The sequence below is a fragment of the Actinopolymorpha alba DSM 45243 genome (genome assembly GCF_000373925.1).
GTDB classification, from domain to species: domain Bacteria; phylum Actinomycetota; class Actinomycetes; order Propionibacteriales; family Actinopolymorphaceae; genus Actinopolymorpha; species Actinopolymorpha alba.
In genome coordinates this window covers 95,392-111,529 of sequence record NZ_KB892749.1, presented here as the reverse complement: position 1 = coordinate 111,529, position 16,138 = coordinate 95,392, and the positions used below count along the sequence as shown (strand labels likewise).

Annotated in this window: 9 protein-coding genes; 8 read left to right on the top strand and 1 reads right to left on the bottom strand. The window is 70.7% G+C overall.

Annotation, left to right across the window (positions count from 1 at the left end; translation table 11 throughout):
* A partial coding sequence (locus B141_RS0114365; protein ID WP_020575875.1) for a DUF222 domain-containing protein occupies positions 1-477 on the bottom strand: 477 nt, incomplete at its 3' end.
* Positions 478-867: 390 nt separating this feature from the next.
* On the opposite strand from B141_RS0114365, the gene B141_RS40655 reads away from it, so the two are divergent.
* The 8 genes from B141_RS40655 to B141_RS0114325 all read left to right on the top strand — a co-directional run bounded on the left by B141_RS40655 (position 868) and on the right by B141_RS0114325 (position 16,129).
* Positions 868-4,317 carry an ATP-dependent helicase gene (locus B141_RS40655; protein WP_202805775.1) on the top strand — a complete coding sequence of 1,150 codons (3,450 nt, stop codon included), beginning with the start codon at positions 868-870 and terminating at the stop codon, positions 4,315-4,317.
* On the top strand, positions 4,314-7,709 hold the full coding sequence (locus B141_RS0114355; protein ID WP_020575873.1) for an ATP-dependent DNA helicase: 3,396 nt from the start codon (positions 4,314-4,316) through the stop codon (positions 7,707-7,709). The genes B141_RS40655 and B141_RS0114355 overlap by 4 nt, the downstream gene beginning before the upstream one ends.
* 344 nt (positions 7,710-8,053) lie before the next feature.
* Positions 8,054-9,061, top strand: a complete 1,008-nt coding sequence (locus B141_RS40650) for a LacI family DNA-binding transcriptional regulator (protein WP_020575872.1) — start codon at positions 8,054-8,056, stop codon at positions 9,059-9,061.
* A 25-nt stretch (positions 9,062-9,086) separates the two neighbouring features.
* The gene (locus B141_RS0114345) at positions 9,087-9,881 is read left to right on the top strand and encodes a phytanoyl-CoA dioxygenase family protein (protein WP_020575871.1); all 795 of its coding nucleotides are present in this window, start codon (positions 9,087-9,089) and stop codon (positions 9,879-9,881) included.
* A complete protein-coding gene (locus B141_RS0114340) occupies positions 9,868-11,043 on the top strand; it encodes an ABC transporter ATP-binding protein (protein ID WP_020575870.1) in 1,176 nt (391 codons plus the stop codon). Before B141_RS0114345 ends, B141_RS0114340 begins: the two co-directional genes overlap by 14 nt.
* Entirely contained in the window at positions 11,040-12,620 is a 1,581-nt protein-coding gene (locus tag B141_RS0114335; protein WP_020575869.1) for a TCP-1/cpn60 chaperonin family protein, read from the top strand. Before B141_RS0114340 ends, B141_RS0114335 begins: the two co-directional genes overlap by 4 nt.
* On the top strand, positions 12,613-14,457 hold the full coding sequence (locus tag B141_RS49260; protein WP_020575868.1) for a beta propeller repeat protein: 1,845 nt from the start codon (positions 12,613-12,615) through the stop codon (positions 14,455-14,457). Before B141_RS0114335 ends, B141_RS49260 begins: the two co-directional genes overlap by 8 nt.
* Entirely contained in the window at positions 14,444-16,129 is a 1,686-nt protein-coding gene (locus B141_RS0114325) for an ABC transporter substrate-binding protein (RefSeq protein WP_020575867.1), read from the top strand. Before B141_RS49260 ends, B141_RS0114325 begins: the two co-directional genes overlap by 14 nt.
* The last annotated feature ends 9 nt before the right edge of the window (positions 16,130-16,138 follow it).

Below are 16,138 nucleotides of genomic sequence, written 5' to 3'. Positions count from 1 at the left end.
GCCGGGGAACGCGCATCCCCGATCTCGTAGCTCCAGCAGTTTGCGGAGGCGTCCGGTGAAGAATCTGGTGCCGTCGGAGAGGGCGACTTCGCCGTCGCGGATGCCGAACCAGCTGACTTTGGCATCACACGCCCACTCCTGAACCGTGCGTGCCGACACGTAGGTGCCGGTACGCAGCAGCCGGCCCAACCCGGTGCCGTTGACCAGATCCTCGTCGGTGATCGTCACAACGATGTGCGGCTTCTCCCCATCCTGCGACGGGGAGGCTCCGGAGTCGAGGTAGCGGCGGACGAGCTCGTCCAACGCCTCGCCTCGACGCTGGGCGGCGCTTCGGGGGTCCAGCCCGTCCGCGGTGGTGGGCAGGGGTTTGGACAGGGGCTCGATGGCGGTGCGGAATCGGTCCGCCGCGATCGGGTCGAGCTTCCCGCGAAGATAGGTGCCGGAGCGTCCGGGGCGTCGTACAGCGACAGTTCGCACCGAAACGGGCAGCGTTCGCCTCTTCGTCGGCGAGCTTCTTCGCCAACACCTTGTCCGCCAGATCCGGGTCGACCGCTCCACCAACACCCAGAACCGGTGCCGGCCCCGCGTCCGTCGAGGTCGGATCCATACCCGAACACTAGCGGCGACCACCGACAACCCCGGCCCTGAAAGTCCAACAAAACAAGGCCATACCGCGACCAAGACCGACCCCGTCTGTACCAGCTCAGAGATCCACCGGCACCTGCGTTCATGATCATGAAGCCAGAAAGGGCCATACATCCCGAAACCCTTCATGAAGAAGATCATGATCACGGACATGATCACCGGTGGGGCGTCGTGGGGTGGACCGCCGTTCCTCTGTCGGTCATTTCTGGTGGAATGCGGGGCGTGCCCGTATCGCCTGCCCCGTCCGTGACGCCGGCCTACCGTCTGGTCCGCCGACCGCGACTGACCCCGTCGACCCACACGAGCGCCCCGCGGCTCGACGAGGCGCAGGAACGCGTCGTCCACCACCGTGGCGGTCCGCTGCTGGTGCTCGCCGGCCCCGGCACTGGCAAGACGACGACCATGGTCGAGGCAGCGGTCCACCGGATCGAACACGACGGACTCGACCCCGCCCAGGTCCTCCTGCTGACGTTCGGCCGCCGGGCCGCCGCGGAGCTTCGCGACCGTATCGCGGCCCGGCTCGGCCGTACCATCCGCGAGCCGATGGCCCGCACCTTCCATTCCTATGCGTTCGGCCTGCTACGCAGTGAGGCGGTGCTCCGCGACCGGCCGATGCCTCGCCTGCTGTCCGGACCCGAGCAGGACCTGCTGATCCGCGACCTGCTGCAGGGGGACGTCGATGAGTTCGGTGCGCGTGGATGGCCGGCCCGGCTGCGTCCAGCGCTGCTGACCCGGGGATTCGCGCAGGAGCTGCGTGACCTGCTGCTGCGGGCCGCGGAACGCGGACTCGACCCCAAGGCCCTCGGCGGTCTGGGGCGCCGACACAAGCGTGACGACTGGGTGGCGGCCGCGCGGTTCGCCCGCCAGTACGCCGCGATCACCGCCCTGCGCCCGGAGGCTCCGGCGTATGACCCCGCGGAGCTGGTCCGGGCCGCTGTCGACCTCTTGCGCGTCGACCCGGAGCTCCTCGAGCGCGAGCGGGCCAGCCGCGCCGTGGTGTTCGTGGATGAGTACCAAGATGCCGACCCCGCCCAGGAGGACCTGCTGCGACTGCTGGCCGGCGGGGGGCGCGACCTCGTGGTGGTGGGTGATCCTGACCAGTCCATCTACGCCTTCCGCGGAGCGGAGGTGGAGGGGATCCGGCGGTTCCCGGACCGGTTCCAGCGGGTCGACGGGCAGGACGCGGAGGTGATCGCGTTGACCCGCAGCCGGCGGGCCGGGCCAATCCTGCTCACGGCGTCGCGCCGGGTGGCGGCTCGGCTCGGCGGACCACCGACCCACCGGCGTCTGAGCTCGGTCCAGGGCACCCCTTCCGGGGAGCTCGAGGTGCACCTGCTCCGCTCCCAAAACCAGGAGGCAGCCTTCGTCGCCCAGCGGATGCGCGAGGCGCACCTGGTCGACGGCGTGCCCTGGTCGCGGATGGCCGTGCTGGTCAGGGCCGCGTCGTACGTCCCGCTGCTGCGGCGGGCGCTCACCGTGGCAGGCGTTCCGGCGACCGTACGCCTGGAGGAGATGCCGCTGGTCGACCAGCCCGCGGTCCGCCCCCTCCTCACCCTTCTCGAGGTCGCCGCCGGACGCCGCGAACTCGACGCCCAGCTTGCCCTCGACCTGTTGTCGAGCCCGTACGGCGGTGCTGACGCGCTGGCCCTGCGGCGCCTGAGACAGGAGCTACGCAGGTACGAACTCCTCGCCGGTGGCGGCCGCTCGTCGTCGGCATTGCTGGTCGAGGCGCTCGACAAGCCGGCCGCGCTCCTGCAACTCGAAGCCACCGCGGCCGCGCCAGCCCAGCGGATCGCCAACCTGCTCGACAGCGCCCGGGAGGCCGTGGCGGCCTCGGGATCCACCGCGGAGACAGTGCTCTGGGCGATGTGGTCGACCAGCCGGGTCGCCGACCGGTGGGCCCGGCTCGCGGCGTCTGGCGGGCCCGGCTCGGCCGCCTCCGACCGCGACCTCGACGCGGTGACGGCGTTGTTCGACGCGGTGGCGAGGTTCGTCGACCGGCTGCCGGCGGCTGGTCCCGCGGTGTTCCTCGACCACCTGCTCGGGCAGGAGATTCCAGCGGACACGCTCGCGCCACGGGCGCCCGAAGGGGAGACCGTCGCAGTGCTCACCGCGCACGCGTCCAAGGGGCTCGAATGGGATGTCGTCGCGGTCGCCGGTGTTCAGGAAGGCGGGTGGCCCGACCTGCGGCTGCGGGGTTCGCTGCTCGGGTCGGAGTTCCTCGTCGACCTGGTCGCCGGGCGTGATCCGTCCCCGGTGATGACGGTGAGCCATCTGCTGGCCGAGGAACGCCGACTCTTCTACGTCGCCGTCACCCGGGCTCGCCGGCGGCTCATCGTCACGGCGGTGTCGAGCGAGGAAGCCCATCCCTCCCGTTTCCTGGACGAGATCGCACCCTGGACCGGTCCGGGCGACGAACGCCCGTTCACCCGCGTGCCCCGCGGTCTGGAGTTGGCGGCGGTCGTGGCTGAGTTGCGTTCGGTCGTGTGCGAACCCGCCGCGGCGCCAGCGAACGGCGATGGCCCAGCGAACGACGAAGCCCCAGCGAATGGCAGTGGCCCAACGAACGACGAAGCCCCAGCGAATGGCAGTGGCCCAACGAACGACGAAGCCCCAGCGAACGCCTCTGCCGACCCGCGACGGATGGCCGCCGCCCACCAGCTCGCCCGACTGGCTGCGGCCCGCGTCCGTGGCGCGGACCCGAGCGAGTGGTACGCCGTCGCCCCGCTGTCTGACGACCAGCCCCTGCGCGCGCTGGACGAACAGGTCCGGGTCTCACCGAGCAAGGTGGAGGCGTTCACCCGCTGCGCGTTGCGCTGGCTGCTCGAAAGCTGTGGCGGCACCGCCGGTGATGCGCTGAGCCAGGGCGTCGGCACGCTCGTACACGGGCTCGCGTTCGAGGTCGCAGTCGGGGCGATCGAGCCCGACGCGATCCTTCCCGCGTTCGAGGACCGCTGGAGCCGTCTCGACCTCGGCACTGGCTGGTACGCGCGCAAGCAGCACGACCAGGCGGAGGCCGTGGTCGAACGCCTGGCAACCTGGCTGAGGAGCAACCCGCGGGCGTACGTCACGGCCGAGGAGGCGTTCGAGGTGGAGGTCGGCCGGGCCCGGCTCACCGGACGCGTCGACCGGCTCGAACGCGACGCCGATGGCCGCCTCGTCGTGGTCGACCTCAAGACCGGCCGGAGCAAGCCGGCGGCGGCGGAGCTGGCGGAACACCCGCAGCTCGGGGCGTACCAACTCGCGGTGGAGCGGGGCGCCTTCGCCGGCTCGGCGGGAGCCGATCCACGCGAGAGTGGCGGTCCGCAAGAAGCCGACGCCGGCGCAAGGGACGCGGGCGAAGGGAACGCTGGCGCAAGGGACGCGGGCGAAGGGAACGCTGGCGCGGGCGAGGGTGACGCGGGCAGTGCCACAGAGCCGCCGGAAGGCCCTACCGGCCGCTCGGGCGGGGCGGTCCTCGTCCAGCTCGGGAGCGGCGCCAAGGTGTCCGAGCAGCACCAACCGCCGCTGGCAGAAGCCGAGGATCCGGCCTGGGCCGAACGCCTGGTCCGCGAGACCGCCGAGGGCATGGCCGGCGCGACGTTCGACGCGAGCGAGAACCGCTGGTGTGGCGTGTGTGTCGTCCGCCGTTCCTGCCCCATCCACACCGAGGGCGGGCAGGTGACCCCGTGACCGATCCGCTTTTGACGACACAGCTTGCGCTCCCGCTGGTCCGCGAGGATGGCGTCCGGTACTCCGCGCCCGAGTTGGCCCGCCTCCTCGGCCTCCCGACACCGACGCCAGAGCAGGCCGCGGTCATCGAGGCCCCGCTCGAACCCAGCGTGATCGTGGCCGGTGCGGGGTCGGGCAAGACCGAGACGATGTCCGCGCGGGTGGTGTGGCTCGTCGCGAACGGTCTCGTCCTGCCCGAGCAGGTGCTGGGTCTCACCTTCACCCGCAAGGCGGCACGGGAGCTCGCGGCCCGGATCCGGCGCCGGCTCGCGCAGTTGCGGGCCCGCGGGCACGTGGGGCTTGACGGCGATCCGGATGGCTCCCCGGGGGACGTCACCGTCTCGACGTACGACGCATACGCCCAACGCATCGTCGCCGAACACGCCCTCAGGCTGGGCCGCGAGCCCGCTGCCCGGCTGGTGACGCCGGCGATGGCCTGGCAGTACGCCACCCGGGTCGCGGAGGCTTACGACGGCCCGATGGACGCGGTCGATCTGGCGTTCTCGACCGTCGTGGACGCGGTTTTGGCGCTGCACGGGGAGCTGAGTGGGCACCTGGTGAGCCCGGGGCAGTTGGTGGAGTTCACCGAACGCCTGGCCGCGACGGTGACCGCCAAGCCGGCTGTCGCCCGCACCCGTAAGGCGTTGTACAGCAACGTCGAGGAGGTCCTTGCCCGGCAGCGATCCCGGCTGCAGCTGCTGCCGTTGGTGGAGGCGTTCGACGCGGAGAAGCGCCGCCGGGAGGCCGTCGACTTCTCCGACCAGTCGGCGCTGGCGGCGGAGCTGGCCGAGCGGTTCCCCGAAGTCGGGCAGCGCGAGCGGGAGCGGTACACCGTCGTACTCCTGGACGAGTACCAAGACACCAGCCATGCCCAGCTGGTCATGCTGCGCGGGCTCTTCGGCGGCACCACGGGCCACCCGATCACGGCCGTCGGCGACCCGTGCCAGTCGATCTACGGCTGGCGGGGGGCGAGCGCCGCCACGTTGGCGGCCTTCGGCGAGCATTTTCGTACGTCTGACGGTACGCCGGGCGCGACCCGCTCGCTCACGACGAGCTTCCGTAACGGCTCGGCCATCCTCGAGGTCGCGAACGTCCTCTCCGCACCGATGCGTCAAGGCGGCCTTGACGTACCCGAGTTGAGTGCGCACTCCTCCAACGGGCGCGGCAAGGTGATCGCGGCGCTGCACCACACCGTCGAGGACGAGGCCCACGACGTCGCCGAGCGCGCCCTCGCGGTCTGGAACACGGACGCGGCGGCGCGCGGCCGCGGGAAGGCCGGCCGCACCGTGGCCGTTCTGGTTCGCAAACGCAGCCAGATCGACCGGCTCGCCTATGCCCTGCGTTCGGCCGGTCTTCCGGTCGAGATCGTCGGTGTTGGTGGTTTGCTCGCGACGCCCGCCGTGTCCGATGTCGTGGCGACCCTGCGGGTGCTGGCCGACCCGGGGCGCGGCGACGCCCTGATGCGGTTGCTCACCGGATCGCGCTGGCGGATCGGCCCCCGCGACCTGGACGCGCTCGGCCGGTGGGCCAGGCGGCTGGCCGCGACGGCGACGGCCGCGCCGGCCGATGCGGCCCCCGAAAGCCGCGGTCCCTCCACGGACAGCGGCGATCCCACCCAGGAGAACGCGGCGGGACAGGAGCCTGAGCCGGACGAGGTCGACAACGCCAGCATCGTGGACGCGCTGGATTCCCTTCCAGGTGAGGGATGGTTATCCCCCGAGGGCGCCCGCCGGCTCGCCGCCCTCGCCGAGGAGTTGCGTGCGTTGCGCCGCCGGGTCGGACAGCCGCTGGTCGACCTGATCGCCGACGTGATCCGCACGCTCGGCCTTGATGTCGAGATCGCCGCGCGCACTGGCGACGTCGCGCTCAGCCGGGCTGACCTCGACGCGTTCCTCGACGCCGCGGTGACGTTCTCCGACAGCGGGGAAGGCGCTTCGTTGACGGCGTTCCTCGCCTACCTCGACGCGGCTGACGCAGAGGAGCGCGGCCTCGAACCCGGACAGGTGGAGGTCGCCGAGGAACGCATCCAGATCCTCACCGTCCACGGTGCCAAGGGCCTGGAGTGGGACGTCGTGTTCGTGCCCGGTGTCGTCGAGGGCGTGTTTCCCGCCGCAGGCGCACGCGACAAGGCGTGGCTGTCTGACCTCGGTGCTCTGCCGTTCCCGTTGCGTGGTGACCGTGGCGCACTACCTGACCTCGAGGTCGACAAGGCCGCCGACCAGAAGGAGGTCAAGGAGGCCGTCGAACGCTTCGTCGAGGACTGCGGTGAGCGTGCCCGCATCGAGGAACGCCGGCTCGCCTACGTCGCGGCGACCCGGGCCCGGCACCTGCTGGTCTGGTCGGGCTACCGCTGGGACGAGACGCAGAAACCCCGCGAGCCGGGGGAGTATCTCCTCGAGGTGGCCGAGGCCTGCCGGGCCGGAGCGGGCCGGATCGCGGCGTGGCACGACAAGGTCGACCTCGCGGCGGGCAACCCGATCACCGCGGAGCCACCCCGGCACGCCTGGCCCTACGACCCGCTCACCCCTGAACGCCGGCGCGACCTGGAGTCCGGCGTAGGGCTGGTCGCCGCGGCGGAGGCCGCCCTGGCCGCCGACGAGCCGCTCGCACCAGCCGTGGTCGAAGCGGCCCAGGAATGGCAGCGTGATGTCGACCTGCTGTTGGCGGAGCGCGCCCGGCGTACCTCCCGGCACGAGGTGGTCGTCGAGCTGCCCGAACGCCTGTCCGTGAGCCAACTCGTGCAGTTGCGCCGGGAGCCCGGGCTGCTCGCTCGGTCGATCCGCCGGCCGGTGCCGAGGCCGCCGAACCCGCTGGCGCGCAGGGGTACGGCGTTCCACGCCTGGCTCGAGGCCAGGTATGGCCGCCCCCAGCTGCTCGACATCGACGAACTCCCGGGCGCGGCCGACGGTCAGGCGGCTCCCGATGAGGAGTTGTCCCTTCTCCAGGAGGCGTTCCTCACCTCCGAGTGGGCCGACCGGCAACCGATCGAGGTCGAGGTGCCGTTCGAGTTGGTGGTCGCGGGAGTGGTCGTACGCGGTCGCGCGGACGCGGTGTTCGCCGCGACGTTCGACGCGGATCCTCGCACCGGCCCGGCAGCGGAGGAGCGGGGCATCGAGGTGGTCGACTGGAAGACCGGACGTCCTCCGAAGGATCCGGAGGACGAGGCGGCCCGGGCGGTGCAGTTGGCCGCCTATCGCCTGGCCTGGGCGCAGCTCACGGGCCTACCTCTCGAACGCGTACGGGCGGCGTTCCACTACGTACGCCAAGGCCTCACCGTCCGGCCGGTCGACCTGCTGGATGCGGCTGGATTGGAGGAGCTCATCACCTCCGTACCCGAAGGCGACGACGACTGACCGCCCAAGGCGGCCTAGAGCGACCCTCGAGGCGGACCATGGTCAACGTGCGGGGGCGCCGACGGGGCAAGGCGGAGAGCCTTCGGACAGCTCGCGCACCGCCTGCGATCCTGAGCCGCCGAACTGAACGTTCAGTCGTTCTTTCGCGGTGTCGCACGGAATTCGGGTGGGTGGCGCTCCTGCTCAACCGCGTTCATTTCTTGACGTTCTGTCCACGTGAGGACGAGCCGCTTGGTCGGCCCGGGCTCGCCGGCTATGGTCCAAGGCCAAGCAATTCCCTGAACGTTCATTGAAACGGAGGGGGTGCGAACGTGGGCGCGCGCCAGCGATCTACGTTGCGGGACGTGGCATTACGCGCCGGCGTCTCGATCGGCACCGCTTCCGGTGTGTTCCGCAGCAATTCGTCGGTCTCCGACAAAGCACGGGCCGCGGTACTCGCCGCGGCCTCCGAAATCGGCTACCACCCACGACGAAGGGTCACGCGAACGCTTCCCAACGGCGTCACGGCCATCGGTCTCCTTGCCCGGGCGCAGCATTACGTGGGCCCGTCGAATCCCTTCTATGGACCGGTTTTGTACGGCGCCCAGGTCGCCACCGGCGAACTCGGCCTCTCGCTTGTCCTGGAAACTCTCCGCGACGACGTGGAGGCCGGTGAGCTGCCGCTTTCGGTCGAGCGTCGACAGGTGCAGGGATTGTTGGTGGTGGGAACCGTCAGCGACGACTATCTGCACGCCCTGCTGAAATCCCGTGTTCCCTGTGTCCTGGTCGATCATCAACCTGACACGTCCCCGATCGACTCCGTATGTGCTGACGACCATCGTGGCGGATATCTCGCTACCAAACACCTGATCCAGCTCGGTCATCGAACTCCACCACCTGCCATGATCTCCGGCCCGCCCTGGTCGACTTCGGTCAGCTCTCGCCTTGCCGGCTACCGCCGGGCGCTCGTCGAGGAAGGGCTGAGCATTGATCCGGCGTACATCCGGGAAGGGCATTTCACCGCCGACAGTGGCCGGCAGGAGATGGCCGCGCTGCTGGATCTTCCAGTGCCACCGACCGCGATCTTCTGCTGCAACGACAACCTCGCTCTTGGCGTTATTGATCTGCTGCGAGAGCGTGGCGTGGTGGTGCCCGACGAGTGTTCTGTCGTGGGGTACGACGACATCGCGATGGCGGCCCACAGCGTGCCGCAGCTCACGACGATCGCAGTCGACAAGGAGTTGCTGGGCATGCAGGCGGTCTGGAACCTGATCCAACGGATTGGTAGCCCACGACTCGGAATCCGCGAGACCCGGATCGGCGTCGAGTTGGTCGAGCGCCATTCCGCTTCCCTCAAACGAATCCCGGCCTGACGAAGAGACGAAGGCGACCCACGCGATGCAGCTGACACGTGCCCAGCAGGAGTCCCTCTATACGCACGGACTGGTGCGGTTTCCCGAGATCGTCCCCAAGGAGGTCGTCAACACCGCCTTGCGGGCAGTCAACAGCTCGCTCGGGACGGCCGGCATCGACCCGGAGCAGCTGGTGACGTTCCGGTCCCAGTCGTACTGCCCAGAGCTCCAGCGTTCGCAGGAAATCACCGACCTGCTCACGGCGAGCCCGTTGTGGGAACTCGCCGAATCCGCTGTCGGTGCGGGTGCCGTCGCGCCGGTCAGGAGCGGGCAGATCGCGCTGCGCTTTCCCTCGACGGAACCCCCGCATGATCCGCATCCCCATATCGACGGGATGTACAGCCCACACAACGGAGTGCCGGAGGGCACGATCCAGAATTTCACCGCGCTCATCGGTGTCTTTCTGAGCGACGTGCCCGCGGCGTACTCCGGCAACTTCACCGTGTGGCCTGGTACGCACCGGGCGTACGAGACCTATTTCCGCGAGCACGGTCCGCAAAGCCTGCTCGACGGTATGCCGGCGGTCGAACTCCCAGAACCCGAGCAGGTGACCGCCAAGGCAGGCGACGCGGTTCTCTGCCATTACCAGATCGGGCATGGCATCGCCGGAAACGCCTCACCGAACACCCGGTACGCGGTGTTCTTCCGCCTCTCCCATGTCGACCACGACTCCCAGCGGTGGGAATGCATGACCGACATCTGGCGGGAGTGGGCCGGTATGCGGGACGTCGTCACGCGGGCGGCGACAGGCGGCGAAGGAGGTAAGGGTGCCTGGGCTTGAGGTGCGTGGTCTGGTCAAGCGGCTCGGTGACCACCAGGCCGTCGATGATCTGTCCTTCAGTGTCCGCGACGGTGAGTTCCTTGTTCTGTTGGGGCCGTCGGGCTGCGGCAAGACCACCGCTCTGCGCATCATCTGCGGGCTGGAGCAGCCCGACGCCGGTGAGGTGATCATCGCGGACCGGCCGGTGACGTCCCTGCCGGCCAGGGATCGCAACCTCGGCATGGTGTTCCAGGAGTACGGCCTGTATCCGAGCATGGACGTCTTCGGCAACCTCGCCTACGGCCTGCAGGCCAGGGGAAACGTCGCTCGCGAGGAGATCGACCGCCGGGTCCGCGCGGCGGCCGGCAAGCTCGACCTCACGGACCTTCTCAAGGCGCCGATCACCGATCTGTCCGGCGGTGAGCAACAACGGGTCGCGCTCGGTCGCGCGCTGGTGAAGGACGCCGACGCCTACCTTTTCGACGAGCCGCTGTCGAACCTCGACCCGAAGCTGCGGCATCGGGTACGCCGGGATATCACCGCTCTCCACCGGGAGAAGGGGAAACCGACCGTCTACGTCACCCACGACCAGACGGAGGCGTTCTCGATGGGCGATGTGGTCGCGGTGATGGCCAACGGCCGGGTCCAGCAGGTCGGCCCGCCGGACGAGCTCGTCGAGCGCCCGGCGAACACCTTCGTCGCCGGCTTCGTCGGCTCACCGCCGATGAACCTGCTGAGGGCGCGACTGCGGGCCGTCGATGGTGCGTACGCCGCGGTCGTGGGCGAGGCCGTACTCCCACTGCCGGAGGCGTGGACGCCCGCGCTGGCCGGCTACGACAAGGAAGAGGTCACGCTCGGCGTCCGGCCGGATGCCGTGACCCTGGCCGGCCCGGGCGGTGCGGACACGCTCGCCGCAGAGGTCATCGACATCGAACCCCTCATCGGCGAGGCGGTGGTACGCCTGCGGCTGAAGGCCCAGGACGCCGTGGTGTCCGCCGAGCGCGCCCCAGTCGAGCTGGGATCGGCCGGACCTGAGGCAGCCGGGCCGGCTGAGGGGCTGGCGGCGGTGTTCCGGTCAGGCGAGGAGGGAGGGCTCGCGCCAGGCGACGTCGTACGCCTTGGCGCGCGTCCCGACGGGCTGCGGGTCTTTGACCGCGACAGCGGACAGGCGCTCCTGCCATGACCGAGACGATGGCCCGGCTGTTGGCGGCGACGCTCGGCCCGGTGGGCGGCGTGGTCCTCAACGACACGGGACGCGGCGTCGCCGAGCACCTGACCGACTCGGCGACCATCGCCCGGCGACTCACCTCCCTGGCCGAGCAGCGGCAGCCGCAGCAGCCGCGGCAGCCGCGGGCACAGCGGGCCGGCACGGCGCTGCTCCGCGAGATGGTGCGCCGGGTGGGCGAACGCCACGGCGACGGCGGAGCGACCGCTGCCGTCCTGCTGCGTGGGATCCTGCGTCCGGCCGTACGCGTGGTGGCGGGCGGAGCGAACCCGGTGCTGGTTCGCCGCGGGATCCAGCGCGGCACCGCGACCGTCTGCCACGCGCTCGAGGACCAGGCCGAGCCGGTCAAGAGTGCGGCGGCACTGGTCGGTATGGCGACGGCGGTGACCGCCGACCCCGCTCTGGGTGCCGTGCTGGGCGAGATGCTCGACGCCCTCGGGCCCGACGGTGCCGTACGGATCGAGGAGCATCCCGCGACTGACCTGGCGTACGACTATCTGGAAGGCGCCGAGTGGCGGGCCCGGCCCGCCGACTCCCGGCTCCTCCCGCTGGGCAAGGCGGAGTTGACCCTCGCCGATCCCGCGGTCGTGGTGGTGGCCGACGAGATCACTGGGATCGAGCAGGTCCGCCCGCTGCTCGAGGCCGCCCTCCGGCTGCCCGGTCGGCCGCCGCTGCTCGTCGTGGCCACGGAGATCAGCGAGGCGGCGTTGGCGGTGTTCAGCCTGAACGAACTCCGGGGCGCGGTCGTGAGCGCTCCGGTGGTCCTGTCGACCGCGCGGACGCACGCCCTGGATGACCTCGCCGACCTCGCCCTCCTCACCGGCGCCGAGGTGGTGTCGAAGGACCTGGGCCGGCCGCTGTCGACGTTCCGGCCTGAATACGCCGGCCGGGCGCGCCGCGCCCTCGTCCAGCACGGAGCCGTCACGCTGGTGGGAGGTGGCGGCAAGCCGGCCGCGACCAGGGACGCGGCGGAGCGGCTGCGCGCCCGGGCCTGGGAGCTCGATCCCGCGTCCGGAGCCGCCGCCCGCAGCGCACGGGACCGGCTCTGGCTCCGGCAGGCCCGGCTGCTCGGGCGGGTCGGAGTACTCCGGGTGGGCGCCCCGACCAGCCAGGAGAAGGAGGAGCGCAAGGCCAACGCCCGCAAGGCGGTACGACTGTTGCGGACGGCCCTGCGGACCGGTGCCGTACCTGGTGGCGGCGTCGCATACCTGGACTGCCTCCCGGCGGTCGCCGCGGCGCGCGAGGCCTGCACGCACCCGGACGAGGCGCTCGGGGTGGAGGCCGTCCGCGCGGGGCTTGAGGCGCCGTTCCTCCAGATCGTCGGGAACGCTGGCCAGCGGGAGCCGCGGGTGGCGCTCCACACCGTGCGCGCACGGGGGCACGGGTACGGCGTTGATGTCGTGGCGAACGCCGTCGTGGAGATGCGTGCGGCTGGCATCGTGGACGTCGCTGGCGTGGCGTCGGGGGCGTTGGCCGCGGCCGGCGAGACCGCGGGGCTCCTCGTCTCCGCCGAGGTGGTGGCCGCCCGTGGCTAGCGCCCTTCCTGACCTTGACCGCTGGATGCCGTACCCGCCAGCGACTCCGTCCACGCCGATCCTCGCGGTGACCCCGGACAGGGGTGGGCTCTGGCTGGGTGGTGCCGGCGGCGTCGCCTTCCTCGCTGACCACCAGGCGGACGCTGACCACCAGGCGGATTTTGAGTACGAGTTGGGCTCTGAGTACGTGGATTCTGGGCGGCGGCTTGGGCGCGGTCCCCTGTCCACGGTCGCGGCGCTGAGCGTGCTGGATGGCTGGCTCCTGGCCGGTGGGGCCGAGGGCATCGCTCGTGCACGCGACTCCGACTGGGAGCTCGGGGAGGTCCAGTCCGGTGGTGCTCCGCTGGCGGCGCTGCTCGCGCTGCCCGGTGCCGGGCCGGATGGCGGCGACGTCGTCCTCGCCGCGACCATCGGCGACGGCGTACTCCGGAGCGCCGACCGCGGGCGTACCTGGCTGCCGGCCGCCTTCGGGCTCGGCGACCCCGAGGTCTCCGCGCTACTCGCCGCACCTGGGGGCGTGGCGTTCGCCGGCACGATGAACGGCGTCTACCTGACGACGAACGCCGGCCGTAGCTGGCGGGCCTGCTCCGACACCAGTGGCCTCGCGGTCGCCGCCCTGGCATGCGTACCTGACGGCGTGGTCGTGGCGGCGTCGGAGGACGGCCGGACGCTGCGCTCGAAGGACAGTGGGCACGACTGGTCGCCCGGTGGAGGCGTGCCGGCCGGGGTCACCAGCCTGGTCGTGGCGCCTGACGGCGGCCTGATCCTTGGCACGGCCGGCGCCGGCATCTGGCGTTCGATCGACGGCGGCTGCTCGTGGCGACCAGTTGGCGAGGACGCGTGCGCCCGCACGATCTTCTGCCTCGCGCGCGCCGGCGTCCGGTTGTACGCCGGGACGAGCGAAGGTCTCGCGGCCAGCGACGACCACGGGCTCACCTGGCAGCCGGTGCGGGTGCCGCCCACGCACGACCTTGACCGGCTCCTCCTCTGGCGCGACCGTCCGCTCCTCGCCGGTGGCTGGACCGGCGTCCACTGGTACGACGAGGAGGCGCGCTGGCAGGCGCTGCCGGACCCGCCGTTCCCGCTGTCGGGCGCATGGGTCACGCCAGCCGAGGTGCTGCTGGGCTCAGGGCCCGCTGGGTTGTTCCGGTGGGGCGGCGCGGAGTGGGAACCCGTCGTGGACGGCGAACCCGGCCACGTGGGCCGGATGACCTTCGGGGAGGACGGCTCGGGCTGGGCCGCGCCCGCGGGGCGTGGCGACTCCCTCCTGCGCACCCGGGACGGGGGTGCGAGCTGGGAGGTCCTGCCGGCACCCTTCGGCTTCCGCCCGCTCGCTGCCCTGGAGAGCGGCGACGGTGCGCTGATCGCCGCGACCTTCGATCCCCGACAGGGTGCGGTGGCGCTGTGGGCGTCGGCGGACGACGGTGCGACCTGGGAGCTGGAGGGGCGCGCCGACACACCGTGGCCGATCGTCGCCTCCGTGCCGCTCGGCGGCGAGGTCGGGCTGAGCCTCGGCCGTTGCCTCTTCGTCCGCGACCGGAGTGGGCGGTGGACGCGGGCGCATGCGTTCGACGACGGCGTACGCGCCCTGGCGGCTGGGCCGGACGGCGTTGTCGCGCTGACGGTGGATGGGCTGTGGTCGGCTTCGCCTGACGGGGCGGCCTGGCAGCGCATCAGCGACGGGCCGCCGGTCGAGGAGACGGTCGATCTCTGCGTCGGCCCCGCTGGACCCGTCGTCCTGCTCAACGGCGGCCGGGTCTGGGCACGGGGGACGAAAGAACTCGTGCAAGGCAAGACCTCATCGAGCACAGGAGGGGACGACGATGTCCGATCGTGACACCACGGGTACGGCGGCGGCCGGACCGGCGGGCACCACCGGTGCGACGGGTACGACCACCCGGCGGCGGCTGCTCACGATGATGGCCGGCGGGGCCTTCGCCGCGGCCGGCGGCGGATTCCTGAGCGCCTGCAGCAAGGGTTCCGGTGCTGCCAACATCACCTTGACAACGAACAACGGCTGGCCCTACGGCCCGATGCCGAACGCAAAGGATCAGAAGGCCAACCCGGGCACGAAGGCGTACGCCGACGTGCTGAAGGCATGGCTGGACGAGAACCCCGGCGTCACCATCAAGAACTCCACCCTCGACGTCTGGAACCAGCAGACCCTCACGACGGCCCTCACGGGTGGGACCGCGCCGTCGATGTTCCCCGGTGACGTGATCGGTGGCTGGAACCGCGCGAACGTCCGGGCGGCGATGTCGCAGGGGTTGGCCGCCGAGGTGACCGAACACCTGAAGACGTACAAGGTGGAGGAGAAACTCGCCGACTACGTCAAGCCCATCTGGGAGAAGTGGGCGATCGACGGGAAGTTCTACGCGGCCCCGTGGATCTACAACGTAGGGACCGGCCTGCACTACCGGATCGACCTGATCCGCGAACTCGGCCTGAAAGAACCCACGCCCGACTGGACCTGGGACGACGTACGCGAACTCGCCAAGGGCCTCAGTCAGGGCAAGCGCAAGGGAATCGCCTTGCAGGGTTGGGGTCTGAACGCTGGACTCAGCGCCGACGGCATGGACTTCCACAGCACCATCCCCGCACCGGATACCGGCTGGAACTGGCGCTGGGACTACACCTCCCGCGCCGATACCTGGGTACCGCTGATCGAGCGGATGCGGGCGATGATCTTCGAGGACAAGTCCGTGCTCGCCGACGTGAGCCTGGGCGACGGTGACCTTCTGGCCGCGTTCTTCCGCGGCGACGTCGCGATGCACAACAACACGGTGATCTTCTTCGCCTCGGCACCAGGTGGCGACAACGCACCCGCCGACCTCGCCAAGAAGCTCGACAAGCCGATCGAGGAGGTGGTCGGCTGGATGACGCAGCCGGTCGGCGGCAACGGCCGGAGCACCAGCACGCAGGGACAATGTGACCTGGTGGGGTTCTCGCCGGACCTCGACGACGAGCAACTCGACAAGGCGATCAGCCTGCTCACCTACATGCAGGGACCAGGGTGGGTCAAGCAACGGACCGCGACGTACGAACACACCAAGGATCCCAAGCACGTCTTCGACGGGGCCAACATCATGCCGTTGTACAAGGATCTGGTCGACCAGGCGCCGAGTTCTCCGGACGAGGCATGGGGCAAGCCGTTCATGGATCAGGTCCGTCGGGCGGCGCAGATCCCGATCGCACCCAACGAGGCGTTCTACTTCTCACCCGAGAACAACACCGGGCCGACCACCACCGCCCGCGACGACATGAGCTCCCGGTGGGCAAACGAGCGCGGCAACCTCGACCTGCGCGCTGATCTGGCCAAGCTCGACCAGACCCGCAACCAGCAGGCGAAGAGCTTCACCTCGAGCAGGTCGGATGAGGAGTTCGTGAAGAGCGCCCGTAACTACTACGAGGCTCACGACGCCTACTGGAAGGCGAACGCGCCGGAATACCACCAGAACGTCTTCCGTGATTGGTACGACAACACCGTGCTCCCAGCGCTGAAGGGGTGAGTCGCGCCC

Coding starts and splice junctions, on each gene's coding strand:
- B141_RS0114345 (WP_020575871.1), top strand. CDS start 9,087: ATGCAGCTGACACGTGCCCAGCAGGAGTCCCTCTATACGCACGGACTG.
- B141_RS0114335 (WP_020575869.1), top strand. CDS start 11,040: ATGACCGAGACGATGGCCCGGCTGTTGGCGGCGACGCTCGGCCCGGTG.
- B141_RS0114325 (WP_020575867.1), top strand. CDS start 14,444: ATGTCCGATCGTGACACCACGGGTACGGCGGCGGCCGGACCGGCGGGC.